At 47.8% G+C, this 18913-nt stretch carries 16 protein-coding genes; 13 read left to right on the top strand and 3 right to left on the bottom strand.

What is annotated here, in order from left to right:
• Positions 1-14: 14 nt before the first annotated feature.
• Positions 15-992 (bottom strand): Bug family tripartite tricarboxylate transporter substrate binding protein, encoded by a 978-nt coding sequence (locus BZK40_RS04755; protein ID WP_008785593.1) that lies wholly within the window; start codon positions 990-992, stop codon positions 15-17.
• A gap of 153 nt (positions 993-1145) precedes the next feature.
• Between BZK40_RS04755 and tctD the strand changes: the two genes are divergently transcribed.
• The 13 genes from tctD to BZK40_RS04825 all read left to right on the top strand — a co-directional run bounded on the left by tctD (position 1146) and on the right by BZK40_RS04825 (position 16799).
• The gene (tctD, locus tag BZK40_RS04765) at positions 1146-1820 is read left to right on the top strand and encodes a transcriptional regulator TctD (RefSeq protein ID WP_003826032.1); all 675 of its coding nucleotides are present in this window, start codon (positions 1146-1148) and stop codon (positions 1818-1820) included.
• Positions 1807-3219: a sensor histidine kinase gene (locus BZK40_RS04770; protein ID WP_060683347.1), complete on the top strand. Its 1413-nt coding sequence runs from the start codon at positions 1807-1809 to the stop codon at positions 3217-3219. The genes tctD and BZK40_RS04770 overlap by 14 nt, the downstream gene beginning before the upstream one ends.
• Positions 3220-3674: 455 nt before the next feature.
• On the top strand, positions 3675-5090 hold the full coding sequence (locus BZK40_RS04775) for an undecaprenyl-phosphate glucose phosphotransferase (protein WP_008785590.1): 1416 nt from the start codon (positions 3675-3677) through the stop codon (positions 5088-5090).
• Positions 5080-6366, top strand: a complete 1287-nt coding sequence (locus BZK40_RS04780; RefSeq protein ID WP_079934237.1) for an outer membrane beta-barrel protein — start codon at positions 5080-5082, stop codon at positions 6364-6366. The genes BZK40_RS04775 and BZK40_RS04780 overlap by 11 nt, the downstream gene beginning before the upstream one ends.
• A gap of 1 nt (position 6367) precedes the next feature.
• Positions 6368-6925, top strand: a complete 558-nt coding sequence (locus BZK40_RS04785; RefSeq protein ID WP_003826038.1) for a polysaccharide biosynthesis/export family protein — start codon at positions 6368-6370, stop codon at positions 6923-6925.
• Positions 6926-6927: 2 nt separating this feature from the next.
• On the top strand, positions 6928-9057 hold the full coding sequence (locus BZK40_RS04790; protein WP_032944675.1) for a GumC family protein: 2130 nt from the start codon (positions 6928-6930) through the stop codon (positions 9055-9057).
• A complete protein-coding gene (locus BZK40_RS04795) occupies positions 9054-10265 on the top strand; it encodes a lipopolysaccharide biosynthesis protein (protein WP_003826042.1) in 1212 nt (403 codons plus the stop codon). Before BZK40_RS04790 ends, BZK40_RS04795 begins: the two co-directional genes overlap by 4 nt.
• Positions 10262-11632, top strand: coding sequence for a hypothetical protein (locus tag BZK40_RS04800; protein WP_008785587.1), 1371 nt, complete (start codon positions 10262-10264; stop codon positions 11630-11632). The genes BZK40_RS04795 and BZK40_RS04800 overlap by 4 nt, the downstream gene beginning before the upstream one ends.
• 4 nt (positions 11633-11636) lie before the next feature.
• A complete protein-coding gene (locus BZK40_RS04805; protein WP_079934238.1) occupies positions 11637-12626 on the top strand; it encodes a glycosyltransferase family 2 protein in 990 nt (329 codons plus the stop codon).
• Positions 12627-12640: 14 nt separating this feature from the next.
• A complete protein-coding gene (locus BZK40_RS04810) occupies positions 12641-13852 on the top strand; it encodes a glycosyltransferase family 4 protein (RefSeq protein WP_079934239.1) in 1212 nt (403 codons plus the stop codon).
• Position 13853: 1 nt separating this feature from the next.
• Complete coding sequence (locus BZK40_RS04815; RefSeq protein ID WP_079934240.1) at positions 13854-14966, top strand: glycosyltransferase family 4 protein; 1113 nt, start codon at positions 13854-13856, stop codon at positions 14964-14966.
• Positions 14967-14968: 2 nt separating this feature from the next.
• Complete coding sequence (locus BZK40_RS04820; protein WP_003826052.1) at positions 14969-15376, top strand: hypothetical protein; 408 nt, start codon at positions 14969-14971, stop codon at positions 15374-15376.
• Between the two features lie 31 nt (positions 15377-15407).
• Positions 15408-16799, top strand: a complete 1392-nt coding sequence (locus tag BZK40_RS04825; RefSeq protein ID WP_079934241.1) for a DUF4832 domain-containing protein — start codon at positions 15408-15410, stop codon at positions 16797-16799.
• A 46-nt stretch (positions 16800-16845) separates the two neighbouring features.
• On the opposite strand, the gene galE is transcribed toward BZK40_RS04825, so the two are convergent.
• Both galE and BZK40_RS04835 read right to left on the bottom strand, forming a co-directional pair.
• Complete coding sequence (gene galE, locus BZK40_RS04830; RefSeq protein ID WP_079934242.1) at positions 16846-17862, bottom strand: UDP-glucose 4-epimerase GalE; 1017 nt, start codon at positions 17860-17862, stop codon at positions 16846-16848.
• Positions 17863-17929: 67 nt separating this feature from the next.
• Positions 17930-18868, bottom strand: a complete 939-nt coding sequence (locus BZK40_RS04835) for a glucosamine inositolphosphorylceramide transferase family protein (RefSeq protein ID WP_079934243.1) — start codon at positions 18866-18868, stop codon at positions 17930-17932.
• Positions 18869-18913 lie beyond the last annotated feature (45 nt).

Below are 18913 nucleotides of genomic sequence, written 5' to 3' on the forward strand. Positions count from 1 at the left end.
CTTTGCCTCTGCGTTTACTTCGCCAGACCGAAGGCTTTCGCCTGCTCACGATAATCCGTGACCTGCTTTTTCACGTAGTCGTCGAGCTGTTTGCCGCTCATGTTGAACTCAAACAGACCGCGCAGATCGCGCTGCTTTTTAAACTCATCGGTCTGCTGGAGTTTGTTAAAGGCATCAACCCACCACTGATACTCGGCGTCGCTGACTTTTGGCCCAACGTAGAAGCCACGAATGATAGGCCACACGAGGTCATAACCCTGCTCTTTAGCGGTTGGTACGTTGGCTAACTGGCCCGGCAGGCGTTCATCAGAGAACACTGCGAGCACGCGGATTTTGTCGCCGCTGAGGTAAGGCACCATCTCACTAAGATCGCCGGAAACCACCTGTACGTGATTTCCCATCAATGCGGTAACCGGTTCGCCACCGCCTTCAAAGGCCACGTAGCGCATCTTGTGCGGATCGACATTGGCTTTTTGCGCCAGCAGCGCCGACTTCATCCAGTCCTGGCTACCGATAGAGGCGCCAGCACCAATGACCACGCTGTTGGGATCTTTTTCCATGGCTGTCAGCAGATCTTTCAGCGTCTTCCATGGCGCGTCCTGACGTACGGCAATCATGCCGTAATCGGTACCCACACTGGCCAGCCAGCGGACATCATCCACGCCGTAGCGACCAAACTTGCCCTGTGACAGATTCAGCAAGGAGCCGCCGGAGAAGGCCACCACGGTGCCTGCTTCAGCCGGGCGTTGGGCAACAATCGCGTTATAGGCCACAGCGCCAACGCCGCCGGGCATGTATGTCACGCGCATCGGTTTTTCGATAGCGCCGGTTTCCATCAAACTCACCTGAATCAGCTTACAGGTGAGATCGAAACCACCGCCGGGTTTAGCAGGGGCGATACATTCAGTGCGCGACGGCGCTTGTTCCGCCAGTACAGAGGTACTCATCAGTAAAATGCTTGCAGTAAGGGTACGAAATAACTGTTTTTTCATTGTTTATCCTCACACCGGAAAACCGGATTTTCAGGTACGGAAGAAGATTTTTTTGATTATGTGAGCCGATGTGTAGCAGTTCGGTTGCGTGATTGTTAAAACATTAACCTTTCAATTCCCTTTCAATGCGGCAGAAACTTTACAGGATGTGATATGCGTCTCTTATTAGCGGAAGATAACCGTGAGTTAGCTCACTGGCTGGAGAAAGCGCTAGTGCAAAACGGTTTTGCCGTTGACTGCGTGTTTGATGGCCTGGCAGCCGACCATCTTTTACATAGCGAAACGTATGCGCTGGCGGTGCTGGACATCAATATGCCGGGGCTGGATGGCCTGGAAGTCGTTCAGCGGCTGCGCAAACGCGGGCAGACGCTTCCTGTCCTGCTGCTGACGGCGCGTAGCGCGGTGGCCGATAGGGTGAAAGGGTTGAACGTCGGAGCCGATGATTATCTGGCAAAGCCGTTTGAAATCGAGGAACTGGATGCCCGGCTGCGGGCCTTGCTGCGTCGCAGTGCGGGACAGGTGCAAGGCATACAGCAACTGGGGGAGCTGGCGTTTCACGATGAAGGCTATTTTCTGTTGCAGGGGCAGCCGTTGGCGCTCACGCCACGTGAACAGGCGCTGTTGACGGTGCTGATGTACCGTCGGTTGCGACCGGTTTCACGTCAGCAGTTGTTTGAGCAGGTCTTCAGCCTGAGTGATGAGGTTAGTCCCGAAAGCATTGAGCTGTATATCCATCGCTTACGTAAAAAGCTACAGGGAAGCGATGTGCGTATTGCTACGCTGCGTGGTCTGGGCTATGTGCTGGAGCGTAGCGATGAAGTGGGTTAAACCCCAATCGTTGTACCTGCAACTGCTGATGTTTCTGGGCCTGCCGCTAATGTTGCTGTGGGGACTATCGGCATTTAACAGCTATGTCAGTGCGCTACAAGCGGCGACCCAGGCGTATGACCGGACGCTGCTTTCATCCGCCAGGACCGTCTCCGAGCGGCTGGTGGTGCGCAATAAACAGCTTGAAGTGAACGTGCCATGGGTGGTGCTGGACAGCTTTGAACTGAATATGAACGACCGACTGTATTACAAAGTGGTTGATCCGGCGGGGAAGGTTATCTCGGGTTATGACGATTTACCGGCGATGCCGCCTGCTACCTCGCGCACGCGGCTTTATCCGGCGCTGGCATGGTTTTATCACACCGAATATCGCGGTGAGGCAATCCGCGTGGCACGTCTTCTGCAGCCCGTCAACGAAGGCGGCATTGTCGGCATGGCGGAGATTTATGTTGCTGAAACGCTGCAATCGCGGCGTTATCTGGCGCGACAGCTGCTGTTTTCCTCGTGGGTTTCGCAAGGGCTGCTGGTGCTACTGACTCTGGTGCTGGTTGGCTGGCTGCTGCGCCGGGTGCTACGCCCGATGCGCCAGCTGTCATCGCTGATGGTGCGTCGTGAGCCAGGCCTGCTGACGCCGCTGCCGGAGCTGCTGCCATGGTCGGAAACCCGTCTGCTGATTGTGGCATTCAACCGTTATCTGGACCGACTTCGCGGTCTGATCTCTCGCCAGGAGCGCTTCAGCGCGGATGCTTCCCATCAGCTCAAAACGCCGTTGGCGGTACTGAAAACTCAGGCATCGGTGGCTCTCGCCAGCGCCGAACCGCGGCAATGGTATGAGAGTTTACAAGCCATGAGTAGCACGCTCGATAATACCATTCAACTGACGGAGAGGCTGTTGCAGCTGTCTGCGGTGAAGCGCAAAGAGCAGGGGGAAAGGCATTTCTCGCCGGTTAATCTGTATGAGGTGGTGCAAACCAGCTGTTTTACCCGACTGGCGCAGTCGCGTAGTAAAGGGATCGATCTGGGCTATGAAGGGGAACAGGACGCGGTGTGGGTCGAGGGAGATGAAGTGCTGCTCGGTGAACTGTGTGGGAATCTGCTGGATAACGCACTGAAATACACGCCGTCGCAGGGGATGGTGACCGCCCGGCTGCAACGAGAAGGAGAGGCCGTGGTGCTGGTAGTCGAAGATAGCGGGCCGGGCATAGATGAGCAGATGGTTCATCAGGCTCTGCTACCGTTTCATCGTCTTGATAACGTAGGCAATCTCCCAGGCGCCGGGATCGGCCTGGCGCTGGTCAATGATATTGCTCGTCTGCATCGCACGCATCCTCAGCTAACGCGTAGTGAGACATTAGGTGGGCTGAGGGTTCGGGTACGCTTTTTAAGCGTTACCGTATGAGGTATTCATGGCGATGATATTTGTTGTTTAATTATAATAAAAAGTAATTAATTGTATTATTAATATCATTTGAAATGTTGTCGTAAGGCAGCTGTTTTTTATTTTAATTACGGTATTAAACAGCAACTCTAAGGTGATTCAACGTCACTGAAACAATACTTTTGTGCAATTTATCATACATAAAACACTTTTTCATAGACCATGAGATGTTATCTGTCAATAGCGAAAATGTTGTTAAAGGTTATCTTTTTTGCTGAGGTAGATAAAACTTCTATTGATGTCATCTGCATTAAAATCATATAGATACGATTTCACTGGGGGGTGTTGTCACAGTAATGAGTATTATTTTTTACATTTACTGACAATGTACCATTGCGTTTTTTAGACTTGTGATATAATTAGCAACATGAAATGAGAAAAAAACAATTAAAGATCAATAAATAATGGGCTGAGATATGCTTAAAAAATCGCTAAAGATTAGCAGCCAGGGATATCCAGTCTTTTTAAAACTGGTCGATTTCATTGTTATCAATGTGACGTTAATTTTTAGCGCCCATCTGCTGGGTTTGGTGCCCTTTAACACCATTGCCATTTTGAGTCTTCTCTTCTCAATCTTTTTCTTGCTGTTTGCTGAATACATTAAAATGTACCAGCAAAAGATTAAGACGATCGGTTTACGTAATCAAAAGCGCTTGGTTTTTTGTACGCTGCTGGCGATTTTTTTTAACGAACTGGTCAGTATGACGGTGGCTGAACCTGAGTCACTGGGCTACTTAGACAGACTGCCTTCCCCTTTTTATTCAGCCATTATTTACTGGTACTTCATTCCATTACCTTTTCTTTACTACATTCGTTTTTTTATTTTTAAGTATTCAACGAAAAAGAGTATCCGTGTGGCGATTATTGGTCTGACCGACAATGGTCTGGCCGCAGAAACCGCTCTAATGAATGAATACGCCAATATCACATTAGATCTGGCCTTTTATGATGAGCGCGCCTTATCTCGCTGTGGCGATGTCGTTGATAAGGTTAAAAGCCCCTTTCGTGGTCCGGTGATCAATCTGGTCGAGGAAGCCAAGAAGGGAAACATAGACGAAATCTATATTGCTTTACCGATGGTTGCTTTACATCGCATTCGTCACTTTTTGGCCATGATGTCAGACACCACCGTAGATACCTATATTGTTCCTGACTTTTATACCTACAGTAACAACATGTCCAAGTTACGCTCCATCCACAATCTGCAAACTATCGGTATTTTCAGTTCACCGTTCGAAGGGGCTGGCTCGTTTATTAAGCGGGCGGAAGATTTGGTTCTTGGCAGCATCATTATGGTGATGATTTCCTCCCTGATGCTGGCGATTGCCATTGGTATCAAACTCACGTCCCGTGGGCCGGTTTTTTTCAAACAGGACCGCTATGGCTTGAGTGGGCAAAAAATTAAGGTCTGGAAATTTCGTTCTATGCGCGTCATGGAGAATTCCGATACGGTTATTCAGGCCACTAAAAACGATCCGCGGGTAACCAAATTCGGGAGCTTTTTGCGCCGCACTTCGCTGGATGAACTTCCGCAATTTATTAATGTTTTGCAGGGAAGTATGTCGATTGTCGGTCCCAGACCTCATGCGGTTACGCATAATGAGCAGTACCGCAAACAGGTCGAAAATTACATGATTCGCCATAAAGTTAAGCCAGGGATCACTGGGCTTGCGCAGATCAACGGATTCCGCGGGGAGATCGATGCGCTTTATAAGATGGAAAAAAGGGTTCAGTACGATATTGAGTACATTCAAAACTGGTCGTTATGGCTGGATATAAAAATTATTATTAAAACTATTTTCAAAGGATTTGTCGGTAAGAATGCATACTAAATTACTCGTTATTACCGGAATCGTGATATCGCAGTCCGCATGGGCTGATTTAACACCGAAATCACACATTGGCTTTGCGGGGATAGACTTCCAGGGCAAGGTCGCTGTGGACTACGGTTATAATGATAACGTGTCTTATCAGCCACATAGCAGTGATGCTATCGGTTCCTCGTTTCAGAGTGCGGCGCCCGTTCTGAGTATGATTGGAGAGCGTGGTCAGGATAAGTATTTGCTGATGTACTCCGGGGATTATCGTAACTACTCAAGCGATTCTGCTGATAACTACAACGATCATTTTTTCCGTTTTAACGGTGCCTGGCGGTATGGGCTCAAGCATGGCTTAACCCTCAATCTGGAGGATTCGCTTGGGCATGAATCCCGCGGCCGTGGTATCACTGAGGGTTTTTTACCGAGCCAGTTTGAACAGTATGGGATTAAATCTCCGCTGACGACGAATTTTATCAATAGTGAATTGCGCTACAGCTACGGTGCACCTGATGGTCGCGGCAAAGCGGAACTGGCGTTGTTATACAAAAAACTGACTTTCGGTAACACTTCTGATGTTCAGGACAGTAGTGAAGACTTCTACAATTATATTCAGGAACAGGAATGGCATGAAAATAGCCTGATAGCGGAAGTTTTTGACCAATACTCATCCAGAACGCGATTTCGCTATAGCTTTATTACTAACCAGCGTCGTTATGATAACAACTCAGAAAAAGACACTAATGAGTATTATTTGCTGTATGGCCTGAAGTCGCAGTTGACGGGGAAAACCAATGTCGACATGAATATTTCATGGCTGTATAAAACATTTGAAAACAACGCAAACTCGCATGATTTTAATGGTCTAAACTGGGACATAAAAGCGGAGTGGAAGCCGTTACAGCAGTCTGTTTTCACGGCCCACTCTGCGCAAAGCATTAAAGACCCATCGGAAGTTGGGGGATATATTTTAGTGACCCAGTATGGCCTTTCTTACCAGCATTTCTGGTTAGGCACTCGTTTTTCTACTTTATTGGACTACTCATTCACTTCGGAAGACTATAAAAAACAGAACAAGGATCGACATGATAAAGATGGCGTGTTTAGCGTCACCATGAGCTATGACTACACACCGTCGGTTAATTTTGAGATTAAATATCAGATAGATACATTAAATTCGAATAAGGATACTGACTCGTTTTATATCGGTCCCAACGACAATCAGGAAGTCATTAGAACGTTGGGTTATGATAATTCTATGATTATGCTTAAAGCTAAGGTTCAGATCTAAAATGAAAATAATAGAACTGTGCGCGGTTTTGCTATTCAGTATCCTGTTGGTCGGATGCACAGCGTCCAGCCCGCGATTAATGGACGATCCTGCTACTGTTCAGCAGGATTACCGACTTGGGGCGGGGGATACGGTCAATATCGCTGTTCATGGTCAACCCGATATGACGATGCGGTTTATTTTGGATAAGAGCGGGGAAATTAATTTCCCGTTTGTTGGTGCTCTTAAATTACAAGATAAAACCGTTGATCAAGTGACTAAAGAATTAACTCAACGCCTGACCGGAGATTATTTTACATCTCCAATGGTGACGGTGAGTATTGCTGAGTTCCGCAAATACTATGTTTCAGGTGAGGTAAAAAGTCCAAATGGCTTCGCTTATGAGCCAGGGCTTACCGTCGAGAAATCTATTGCGCAGGCGGGTGGATTTACAGATCGTGCTGACCGAAAAGATATCAACATTCGCCTGTCAGGGAGCAATCAGCTGCTTGAGAATGTCGATTTAACGCACTCTGTTCATCCTGGGGATGTCGTGATTATTGGCATGGGGTTCTTCTGACGATGAAACTATCAATAGTGGAAAACGGCAAAAAACGAGAAAGCAGTGTCGAATTCTCCCGCTTTGCCAAAGAGCTGAAAAAGAACGCCTGGAAAATCGCGCTGGCCGGTATCGTTGCCGGGGTCGTCGCATATCCGTTAATCAGCATGATGTCTTCAAAGTATGTTTCAACGGCGACGGTGCTGATTAAGGCGCAGGCTGATAACGTTTCTCCGTTTCCACAGGTTGATGGTTTCGATTCAACACGCAGTGGTTACTACGAAACACAATATGCGTTGATGCATTCACGTATTGTGCTGGAGCAAGCCGTACGTGATATGAAGCTGGATGAAAACCCGGAGTTTACCGGGGAAAAAGCCGGTGCTCAGGGGGCTGATAGCAATGAAAGTCGGCAACTGAGAATGGAGCAAGCGCTGAAAACGTTATCGAAAAACCTGAATGTCATCGGTATTCGCACGACGAACCTGGCTTCCATTACCTATGAATCAACTTCGCCTCAGGTTGCGGCTGATATTGCCAACGGCGTCGCGCAGGCTTTCATCAACTATACGGTGGAGCAGAAACGTCTGAAGGTGGAGAAAGCTCGCGAACTGAATTTTGAAAAAATGGAAGAGATTCAGAAGTCGATAGCTAAGCAAAAAGACGAGATGGACAGCTATCTGAAAAATGCCGGGCTGCTGACCTTCCGCGGTATCGATGGTTTTGAAACCGAGCAGTTAAGTATCGTAACTAATCGCCTGGCCGATGCGACCCAGCGTCGGGTTGCCGCTGAATCCGTCTATAACGAGGTGAACGGGGGAGGTAAGTCCCTTGAGAGCGTTATCTCGCTGCCTTCGGTCTCTAACCACGCTCAGATCCAGGATTTGCGCATCGCGTTGATTCAGGCGCAACGAACGTTGTCCGAACAGCGTAAAGTCTATGGGCCAAAAAATCCCGCCATTTTAAAAGCAGAAGCCGATGTTCAGTCGATCCAAAGCCAGACCGGGCGGGTATTGGGCGAGCTGAAAGTCGGTTTACGTCAGCAATATCTGGCGGCGCTGGCGGACGAAAAAAACTATCAACAGCAAGTGATTGAGCAGAAAGAGATCTTCCAGAAAATGGCGTCAAAACGGGATGCCTGGAACAGTCAAAAGCTGTCGTTAGATAAAATGGAAGACCTGTATAAATCGCTTTATCAACGTACTCAGGAGTTGTCGCTGTCCGGCGTGAATGCCGATGCGGTGTTATACGACCCTGCGGTACCCGCGTTAAAACCGGCGAAACCGAATAAATCTTTATTGTTGCTGATGGTGGTCATGCTGGTGGTGGTGTTCAGCATCATGTATTTCATTGTCAAAGCGGCAATGGATAACTCAATCGGTACCCTCAGTCGCATGAAAAAACGGCTCAATGTTGTTCCGTTGGGTGAAATTCGTCGTTTTAGCGGAACCTCAGGGCGCGCACAGGTGCGGGACATGATCATGAAGAACCCGCTTAATGCCGATATTGTGCACGGTATCCGTACCCGGATTATGCTGGATAATCGACCTTTACAGACGCTCGCTATGGCGTCGACGGAGCACGGCGATGGGCGTTCTTTGTTGGCGAATCTGTTAGCGAACTCTTTTAGTTTCGACCAGAAAACACTGCTTATTGATGCAGATTTCTTTAACACTGGTGGGCTCACATCCGAGCTGGCGTCAGCTACATCCGCAGGCTTAGCGGAACTGCTGCGCGGGGAGACAGAGCTTGAACAGGCGAGGATCAAACTCAGTGATAACCTCGACTTTATTCCACACGGCAAGAACACCATCTCATCTTTACTGATGCTGTCGTCGGAGCATGTTGAACTCTTAATGCGCGAGTTGAAATCGCATTATCAGCGCATCATTATTGATGTTGCTGCCGTGAACCAGAGCCAGGATGTTCAACTGATCAAACGTGCCGTCGATGGCGTTGTTTTCATTGTGAAAGCCGGGGCGGGGTCCGCGGGACAAATAGCCAACGCGCTGGATAAGATCGAGGAAAATAACGGCGTGGTGATTGGTGCGGTGCTCAATGCAGTTGAAGAAAAGGATCTTGAGACACAAGAGGGTCTGCGTTCACTGAACTTCAGTACCGATCAACTGATGGCAACGCCAGGCCGCGTATGAGTCTACTGAAGAGCGCTTCCACAATAGCCGGTTCATCAGTCATCTCGCAGTTGATTGGTGCACTGTCTATTTGGTTGATTTCACACAAGTACGATATGGCTGAAGTGGGGCTTTATGCGCTCAACTACAGCATCGCCGTGGTGGGCGCTCAGGTGTGTACCTTTGCATCACAGCTGTTAATTCCTAAACAGCAGGATGACGAACTGGTGCAGAATGTTGTGTTTTGCCTGATCCAAAGCACGATCATTGCCTTACCGTACGCTGTGCTGACCGCGTGGCTGTTTCACCAGAACATTCTGTTCCTCTATTTACTGACGCTGGCAACGGCGTGGGTTTTAATCTCGGAAAACCTGTCACTACGCACGGCTAACTTTCGTTTTCTGATCTTCCAGCGCATTTCTGTTTCTGTGGTCGTTGTACTTTCCGTCCTTCTTACGCACCATGTACAGCTGTTTTATTGGTCGTGGGCCTGCGCGACGATGGTGCTGACCATAAGCTGTATTTTGCATTCGTTTGATATTCGTTCGGTGGCGGCCAGACATCTGCGACCCGCCAGTAATTGGCATTTTTTCAAACAGAATATTCATCACATTACCAAAGTGGGCAGCGCGGAAGTGCTGGCGATGGCCAGCAGCAATTTGCCTATTATGCTGATTAACTTTTGGTTCTCGGCGCTGACGGCGGGTTATTTTTCCGTGGTTAGCCGCTTTTGCCTTGCTCCGGTGGTGATCATCGGGAATGCGGTGCGCAATACTATTTTTTCCAAATGGTCTATCGACTTCAGAAATAATACCTTTAACTATCAAGAGTATACCAAGGTACGTATGCTATTGCTGGTACTAGGGGTTATCTGTACCCTTGGGGTTTTTATTTTCTATCCGATTGTGATGCGCCTCGGTTTTAGCGAAGACTGGATAAACTCCATTGAGACGTCACGCTACATGTTGCCCTATTTATTCCCGGCGCTGGCGATAAGCCCTCTGACGGTGATAGAGCTTATTTTTGGTTCCCATCGCTATTTTCTGCGTATCCAACTGGAACAGCTGGCGATTGTACTCTTCGCTTTTGTTGTGACGCCCTATTTTTATAAAGATTATGCAACGTCGGTCATCTTGTTTTCTTCACTGACATTTATTCGCTACGCCTTCATTTATCTGAAAATGAATAAGCGAGCCAATCTCCTGAAAGACAAGCCGGTGATACTATGACGCTGAATACCGGATACTATTTACAGGTTTATACCTTTGTCACGCTGATCCTGTGTGGCCTGGTGCAATACTTTACCGGCATGCAGTCAGTGCTGTGGATACCTTTTTTCCTGACCCTGTTGATGGTGGGATTATTGGTGATGCAGACGCGTGATGGCTCCTTACATCTGGATGCCCAGGAGACGATTGTCCTGGCGTTGTACTTTTCGTTTCTGGTGCTGGCTGGAGCATCGACGCTGATTCAGGGCGGGATCACCGTAGCGATTGTGGCATTTAAAAACGAAATTGCGCTGTCGCTGGTGATGATCTGTTTGCTGCTTGGCTTTTGCCGGGAATCACAGATTTACCGCGCAACGCGCTATCTGTATTGGGTGTTTTACGCACAGATTCCGGTAATGATATATCAGGTTTTACTGGTTGTTCCCCAGCGCGTTGCGGTGCGCGGCGAAGATGAGAAATGGGACTCCGTGGTTGGCACGTTTGGCGGTGACCCTATGGGAGGCGGGAATACTGCCGCAATGGGTTTGTTTTGCCTGTTAATTATGTTGTTAAAAGTCTCCGAATATAAGCATGGGCTCACCACGTTCAAGTCCATGGCGCTGCATATTGTTCTCGGTATCGGGTTATGCATCATTGGTGAAGTGAAGTTTGTCATCCTGCTATCGCCTATATTCCTGGCGTGGGTGTGGCTTTCACCGAGCTACGTCAAAGACGTTAGTAAGGTCAATCTGAAGACGTTGTTGGTTATTGTGGCGGGAATGCTGTTGCTTATTAGCCTGTCGATTGTGATCCTCGCGTACTATTATTCTACGGCGTTCGGCGGCGATCCGTCGAAAAGCTCGTTAAGTATTTTTATCGACTCCTTAAGCTATATCTTTGATCCGAACTATATTATGTCTACCGGTGAATTAGGGCGCTTTACGACGTTCCTGTTCTGGTTGAAAAATAACGATCTGTGGGGGCTTTCAGGAACGTTATTTGGCTACGGTCTCAATGCAACTAACAGTGGTAGTACGGTGTCGCCGGGCTTTTTGAATATTATCTACAACTTAATTCTCGACTCGACTTCCCTGAGTATGCTGCTGTGGGAAGTTGGGGTGATCGGCACGTTACTCTTTATTAGCTTATTCATTTATATCCTGAAAGTTTGTCAGCCAAAGCCATTACTGACGCTTGAACAACTGGACCAGCAGGATCTCCAGTTATTGAGCTTTGCACCGGCGTTTAACGCTTTTGCTATCAGTTGCTTAATTAGCTTACCTTACAGCCAGATACTGATGATTACACCGATGTTACAATTCCTGTTCTATTTATCACTAGGATCAAGTTTAGTGATTCGTCGAACCGTCCTTCGCTGTGTAGGGTAATTGTATGGACCAAAAACCGTTTATTTCAGTGAGTATTAAAACACTCAATGAATCTGAATGTATTGAGAAAACGATCGACAGTATTCGCCGGCAGCTTGTTGATTATCCGCATAAAATTATAGTGGCAGATAGTCTGTCAACGGATAACACCCAACAGCTTGCTATCGATAAAGGGGCGACCGTGGTGTCCTTAACTAACCCAGACGATCGCTGCTGCGGCGTCGGGCATCAGTTAGGTTATCTGTATAGTGAAGGGGAATATCTGCTACTGATGGACGGCGACATGGAGCTGGAAGAGGGCTTTGTGGATCAGGCCGTCGCGTTTTTGCAGGCTGAGCCGGAATATGCAGGCGTTGCGGGAACCGTTGAAATGGACGATGCTGTTAACTATGAATTTAAATCGCGTAAGCAGCGTATTAATAAAATTTATCCGCTCGGAGATAGTGACCATTTAGGCGGTGGCGGGTTATATCGCCGATCTGCAATTGAAAAAATTGGTTATCTTACCAACCGTAATTTGCATGCTTATGAAGAAGCCGAACTGGGCCTGCGTTTGCGCGATGCGGGTTATAAACTGCGTCGTCTGAATATTCCGTATTTTATTCATACTTCCCATACTATGCCGACCTTTCAGATGCTCAAACACCGCTGGAAAAGCGGATACTATCAGGCTCCGGGCGAGCTTTTACGTTGTGCCTGGGGAAAACCTTATTTCGGCAAAGCGTTAAAAATGGTCAGGAACGAAGCGATTTTTTCTGTTTATCTGATTGCTTTGTTCATTGCGGCGGTGACCTTCAATCTCGAACTTTTCGACATTGCCTTTTTGCCGTTGCTTGCGTTTATTGTCCTGAAAACCGTGCAGAATCGATCGTTATTGAACGGATTGCAGAGCGTAATGAACCTGGCCGTGCTTTCAGCCGGGCTGGTTAAAGGCTTGACTAAACCAGTACGCGATCCGTTGACTCCGCCTGACAGTAAAATCATTCATGAATAACTAAGGCTGGCGCAATGAAAGTTTTATTAGTGAATAAGTTTTTTTTCATTAAAGGCGGCGCGGAAACGGTTTATTTTCAAGAGCGCGATATGCTGAAACAGGCCGGAGTGCAGGTTATTGATTTCTCTATGCTTCATGAGAATAATTTCCCCTCGGACTATACGGATCATTTCGTCAGTAATGTGGACTACCACAAAGCGAGCAATCTGCTGGGTGGTATCAAAACGGCGGTTAACTTTATTCATAATTCGCAGGCCTGCAAAAAAATGCTGGCGTTATTAGAAAAAGAGCGCCCGGATATTGTCCACTTTCACAACATCTACCATCAGTTAACACCGGCGTTGATTAAAGTTGCGCGCAATTTTGGCTGCAAAACGGTGCTGACTGCGCATGACTATAAGATTGTGTGCCCCGCGTATTCCATGCTGCGCGACGGCAAAGTGTGTGATTCCTGTATTACCGGAACGGTTTTCAATGCCTTCAGGTATCGTTGTCAGGAAGGTTCAGCCTCAAAAAGTTTACTGCTCTCCCTGGAGGCAACCTGGCAGTACATTGCACAAAACTATCAGGCACTGGATGTGATTGTTTCACCAAGCGTTTTTTTACGCGGTGTCTTGCTGCGTACGCTGCCGAATTCGCGCATTGATGTCATCGTCAATGGCGTTGATGACAGCCGTCCCCTGGCCGAAGTAAGCGATGAGGGCTATATGCTGTACTTTGGCCGTCTGAGCCGTGAAAAGGGCGTGGCAACGTTGTTGGCAGCGCATAAAAAAATGCAGAACAAAGCGCCGCTGAAAGTTGTAGGGCACGGTCCGTTGCATGATGAATTAGCCGCCAAATACCCTGATGTTGAGTTTTTAGGTTATGTGCAACAAGGGGAAGCCCTCGACAACCTTATTAAGCATGCGCGAGCGGTGATCCTGCCTTCAGAATGCTATGAAAACTGTTCTATGGCGATATTAGAAGCGATGTCCTTAGGCAAGCCGGTTATCGGATCGCGCATCGGCGGTATACCAGAACAAATTCGTGACGGTATCGAAGGGATTTTATTCGAACCGGGCAATGCGCAGGAGTTAGCCAATGCGATGGATGCCCTGGCCGACTCGCCAGAGAAAGCGAGGAATATGGGTTTACATGGCCGTGCGCGGTTGAGTGAAAAATATGCGCTGAGTAAACATATGGATACCCTACAGGCGCTGTATAAAGAACTGCTGAGCAGGCCATAGTATGAGTAAAAAAATAACGGTTTTTGGAACGCGTGGTATTCCCGATGTATTGGGCGGTGTGGAGACACACTGTCAGAATCTATATCCTGCCATTAAGCAGCAGTTCGACGTGGATATTTGCGTGATTGCTCGCTCGCCATATGTAAATTACAAACGATCGGTATATAAAAAAGTCGAAACCTACGCGCTGTGGGCACCCAAAAAGCGCTCGCTGGAAGCGATTGTCCATTCCGTTATAGCGGCGTTTAGGACACGTATCGACCATTCAGATATTGTGCATGTCCATGCTATCGGCCCTGGCCTTGTGATCCCACTCTTACGCGTGATGGGTAAGAAGGTGGTTTTTACCCACCATGGGCCCGATTACGATCGCCAGAAATGGGGATTTGTAGCCAAAAAAATATTGTTGCTGGGTGAGCGTTGGGCGGTGAGATATGCCAACGAGGTGATTGTGATTTCTGACGTTATTAATCAACTGATCCAGAAAAAACACGGTCGCTATGATGCGCATTTAATTCACAATGGCGTGAACGAGCCGCGGTTATTATCACAGCTCACCATCGACAATACGCTCTCCCGCTTTGGACTGCAGCCGAAAAACTACCTCGTGGTGGTTGGGCGGTTTGTGGAAGAAAAAGGGATGCATGATGCCATCGCCGCTTATCAACACAGTGGTTTGACCATGCCGTTAGTGTTAATTGGCGATGCGGATCATCCGACCGAATACAGCGTGCGCCTCAAAAAGCTTGCCGCCGACACGCCAGGTGTTGTGATGACTGGTTTTTTACGTGGTGACGAACTTCAGGCGGTGTTTTCGCAGGCTAAATTGTTTGTGATGCCCTCATACCATGAAGGATTGCCCATTGCGCTGCTGGAGGCAATGTCATTTTCTCTTCCGGCCATCGTCAGTGATATTCCGGCTAACCTTGAAGTTCAACTGCCCGCCGAGGCCTATTTTAAGGTGGGAGATGTAACCGGTCTGGCTGAAAAATTAGGCCAAGGGGCAACAGCAAATAGCGTGGACTATGGTGTATATTTGCAAAACTACAATTGGCATGAAATCGCCAAAAAGACGGTTAACGTCTACCACTCCATTGATAAAGATATAGGTTAATTTTGACCAGTCCTCAAAATCGTCCTCCTGCCATCGAACGGTTTTACGCTCACCTTGATGAGCGGATAGCGGAGGAATTGACCCCTGAACAAAAAGAAGGGGTGGAAAAAGCGCTCCTTGCTACAACCCTGACTTCGCGGCATCAGATCGATATTCGCAGAAGCTTTCCTTTTTTCAGTAAGCGTTATTATCTGGTTTTTTTATTTGGCAGAGATTTACGCCGCCAGCATCGCCAGGAATCAACCCTGTCGAGAATGTTACTCACTTTTTTGCTGCTGATTGCCGTGCTATTCGTCACCTGCTGCATATTGCTGACGCTGTATATGATCAAATCCGCGTTAGGTATTGATGTGTTCCAAAATTTTCACGTAGGTATCTGGGACTGGTGGTTAAGCCTGAAAGACCGCTAGCGTTAACAAATTGGTGGAGGACGTCATTGCGATGAAGCGTAAATGGGTTTGTGCGTTGTTGAGCATGTTTTTCCCGCTGACGGTTATGGCCGCATTGACGACCGTCACCCCCAAAGGATTGACGGGCCCGTTAACCAATCCGGGGATTGGCGTGGCAAGTTTTCATCAGGGATACGGTGAAACGCTGGGGCTGGCGGACTATCCCAATACCGGATTTGAATACGAGCGTTTTTACTGGCGGGATCTGGAGCCAGTCGAAGGCCAGTACAATTTTGCGTTGGTGGATGATGCCTTCAAATACGCGGCGGCACATCGTCCTGCGATGAATGTCGGGTTACGATTTATGGCGCTTGCCGACCCGGCGGATGGCACTAAAATTCCCGACTGGCTAATTAAAAAAGGCGTAAAAGGAACCTGGACGTCTGATAATAAGACGTTTATACCGGATTTAGACGATCCTCTGTTTATTCAATACAGCCAGCGTCTGTTGAACGCATTTGGTAAGCGCTACGATGGTAATGAGAATCTCGCGTTTGTTGATATTGGCATGGTGGGGTCGTGGGGAGAATGGCATAACAGCAACTTCCCGAACCTGAAGCCATTACTGGAGCGATACACCACGGCGCAACTGGATCGCTACGTCGCGATGCACTTTTCTGCTTTCCCGGTGACACCAAAAATAATGTTGATAAGCGGCGGTCAAAGTCTGGCGAATGCGGTGGCGCGTGGGGCTGGGTGGCGTGCGGACTGTTGGGGGGACCTGCGCGTATTTTCGGACACCTGGAACCATATGGCTGATGATTACCCGCAGCGATTGCTGGCTGCGCAGCAGAGTTATTCAGGGTTCAACGACGTCTGGAAACGTGCGCCGGTGAGTCTGGAGATCTGCTCGTATATGCAGGACTGGAAGAACACCTTTCACTATACACGTGCTGAAGTGCAGGGGATTTTTGACTGGGCGGTCAAGCAGCACGCCAGTACCATTAACCTGAAATCGAGAACGATACCCAGCGACTATCGACCGATTGTCGACGATGCGCTGACCAAATTGGGCTATCGATTTCGCCTTGCGTCCCTGAGCCATGAGTCCGTGTGGGACAGCGGACAAACGCTGACATTAAACAGTACCTGGTACAATGAGGGTGTCGCACCGATTTATCTGCCTTACATGCTGGCATTCCGGGTCGTAGACAGCGCCAATAAGGTGGTGGCACAGGGGAATTCCGCGGAGGATATTCGCCGCTGGCTCCCCGGTAAGTATCAAGTCAGTTATGCGTTATCTATGCCAGGCCGACTGGCGAAAGGGCAATATGCGATTGAGGTTGCGATGCTGGATAAATCCGGTTTCGCGAGAATCAACTTTGCCAATGAAGGGAAGCAGAGCAACGGCTGGTACCAGGTATCAACAATAACGGTACGCTAGTCAGACACAGCAGCGAGCCTGACGGTCAGGCTCGCTGCTGAGAACATTAAATTTGATACCCATTCGGGTTATTTTTTTGCCAGTTCCAGGTGTCACGCATCATTTCATCAAGGTTATAGATGGCCTTCCAACCTAGCTCTTTGTATGCCAGCGATGGGTCAGACCAACATTCGGCAATATCTCCGGGTCTTCTGGCGACAAACTGATAATTAATTTTTGTCTGTGCCGCTTTTTCAAATGCCTCAATGAGGTCAAGTACGGAATACCCGACTCCAGTACCGAGATTAATCACTTTGTAAGCCGCGCCTTTGTTCTGGCAATCAAGTGCGGCTAAATGACCGGTCGCCAGATCCATGACGTGAATATAATCACGCACACCGGTACCATCAGGGGTTGGATAATCATTACCGTACACCGACACGGTTTCCAGCTTACCAATCGCGACCTGGGAAATATACGGAACCAGGTTATTAGGGATACCGTTAGGATCTTCACCAATCCGACCTGATGGATGGGCGCCAACCGGGTTGAAATAGCGCAGGCAGGTAATGCGAAAATCGGGTTGTGCACGTGAGAAATCGGCCAGAATTTGTTCGACCATCAACTTAGACGTGCCGTACGGATTAGTGGTACCACCCGTGCGCGATTGCTCGCTCAGCGGCACGCTTTCTGGATTACCATATACCGTGGCAGATGAGCTAAAAATGAAACGATTAACGCCAGCGGCCAGCATCTCATCCAGTAAAACCAGCGTTCCGGTAACGTTGTTTTCATAGTAGGCGAGGGGCTCTTTTATCGACTCTGAAACCGATTTGAGTCCCGCAAAATGAATGACATCGGTGATGTTATGGTCGGCGAAAATGTTTTTTAATGCCTGCCTGTCGAGAACATCGGCGATATAGACAATGGGCTCTCTTCCGGTGAGTTCCGCGACCCTGTCCAGCGAGATTCTGCTGGCGTTCGCCAGATTATCGATGACTACGACATCATCGCCTCTTTCCAGTAGCGTTAACACAGTATGTGAACCAATATAACCTGCACCACCAGTGACAAGAATTGCCATACAGACTCCAGAAAAATGCTATAAACCCGAGCGATTTTCTACCAATGCCACCCGAGGATCCAGTGAATCAGTTATTTTGCCGGGTAAGGTAAGTGTTTCTGTATTTTATCATACATTTATATGATATTTTTTTAAAGATTGCCAACAGACTGAACTTATTAATTTTTGTATCATAAACAATATAGTTATTTGAGAAGTTCAGCGTGTGGACGCCATCACTGTGGTTGATCGACGAATTGATTTGTTCGATCAGAGCTTCAGCAAAATTAGCGTCATTCAGCGTCACTAATTCTTTGATATAGATTGATTTTCCATAAGTTTCAGGCGTGCATTCCTGAGTAAGGAAGTATATTTTGTTATCAACATGATAAGGGGCACCCGCTCCCCGATGATGAGGATTGCTCACCTTCAACGCCGGGGTAATCCGCTGCCATTGTCCATAAATATGATCTGTCGAATGAATAATTATTTCGTTATCCATCGTGGTGGACAACAGATAACAGGTTTCATTAATTGAGATAAATACGTTGTCGGTTAATTTGGTATCAGAGATTAAAACTTTAACTTGCTTCCAGCGTGCAGGGAACTCAATTGACTGAAACAGTATTACCTCTTTTCTTTCTGAAGACTCGGGGATCATGAACAGTTGATCGTTGATATGTATCAGATAAGGGAAAGACAAATGACACTTTAAGTCGTCAAAGCCTTCAAGCCTAATATCTTCAAGTTCAACCAGATCACGGTCAAGAACGCGACATCGTAGCGTGCCTTTTGAGTTACGAAAGCTAAAAGCTTCATAGAAAACATACAGTTTATCGTCTTTTTCAATCAGAAAAGGATCGGCCTGAAATGTATATTTCTTTTTTAACTGCTGCGCAGTGGAATTGCTTAATATCTCCAGAGTGTTGTCGGGGAATAAGTGTGTACCATTATCCTTAATAAGCATGATATCCCACGACTCATGATAAAATATCATATTTATTATTTTTTTTATTTTTGCTTGCATTCGTACCGGCTCCTTTTTATCGCCTGCACCATGTATGAACAGCTG

The sequence above is a fragment of the Citrobacter portucalensis genome, from assembly GCF_002042885.1.
GTDB classification, from domain to species: Bacteria; Pseudomonadota; Gammaproteobacteria; order Enterobacterales; family Enterobacteriaceae; genus Citrobacter; species Citrobacter portucalensis.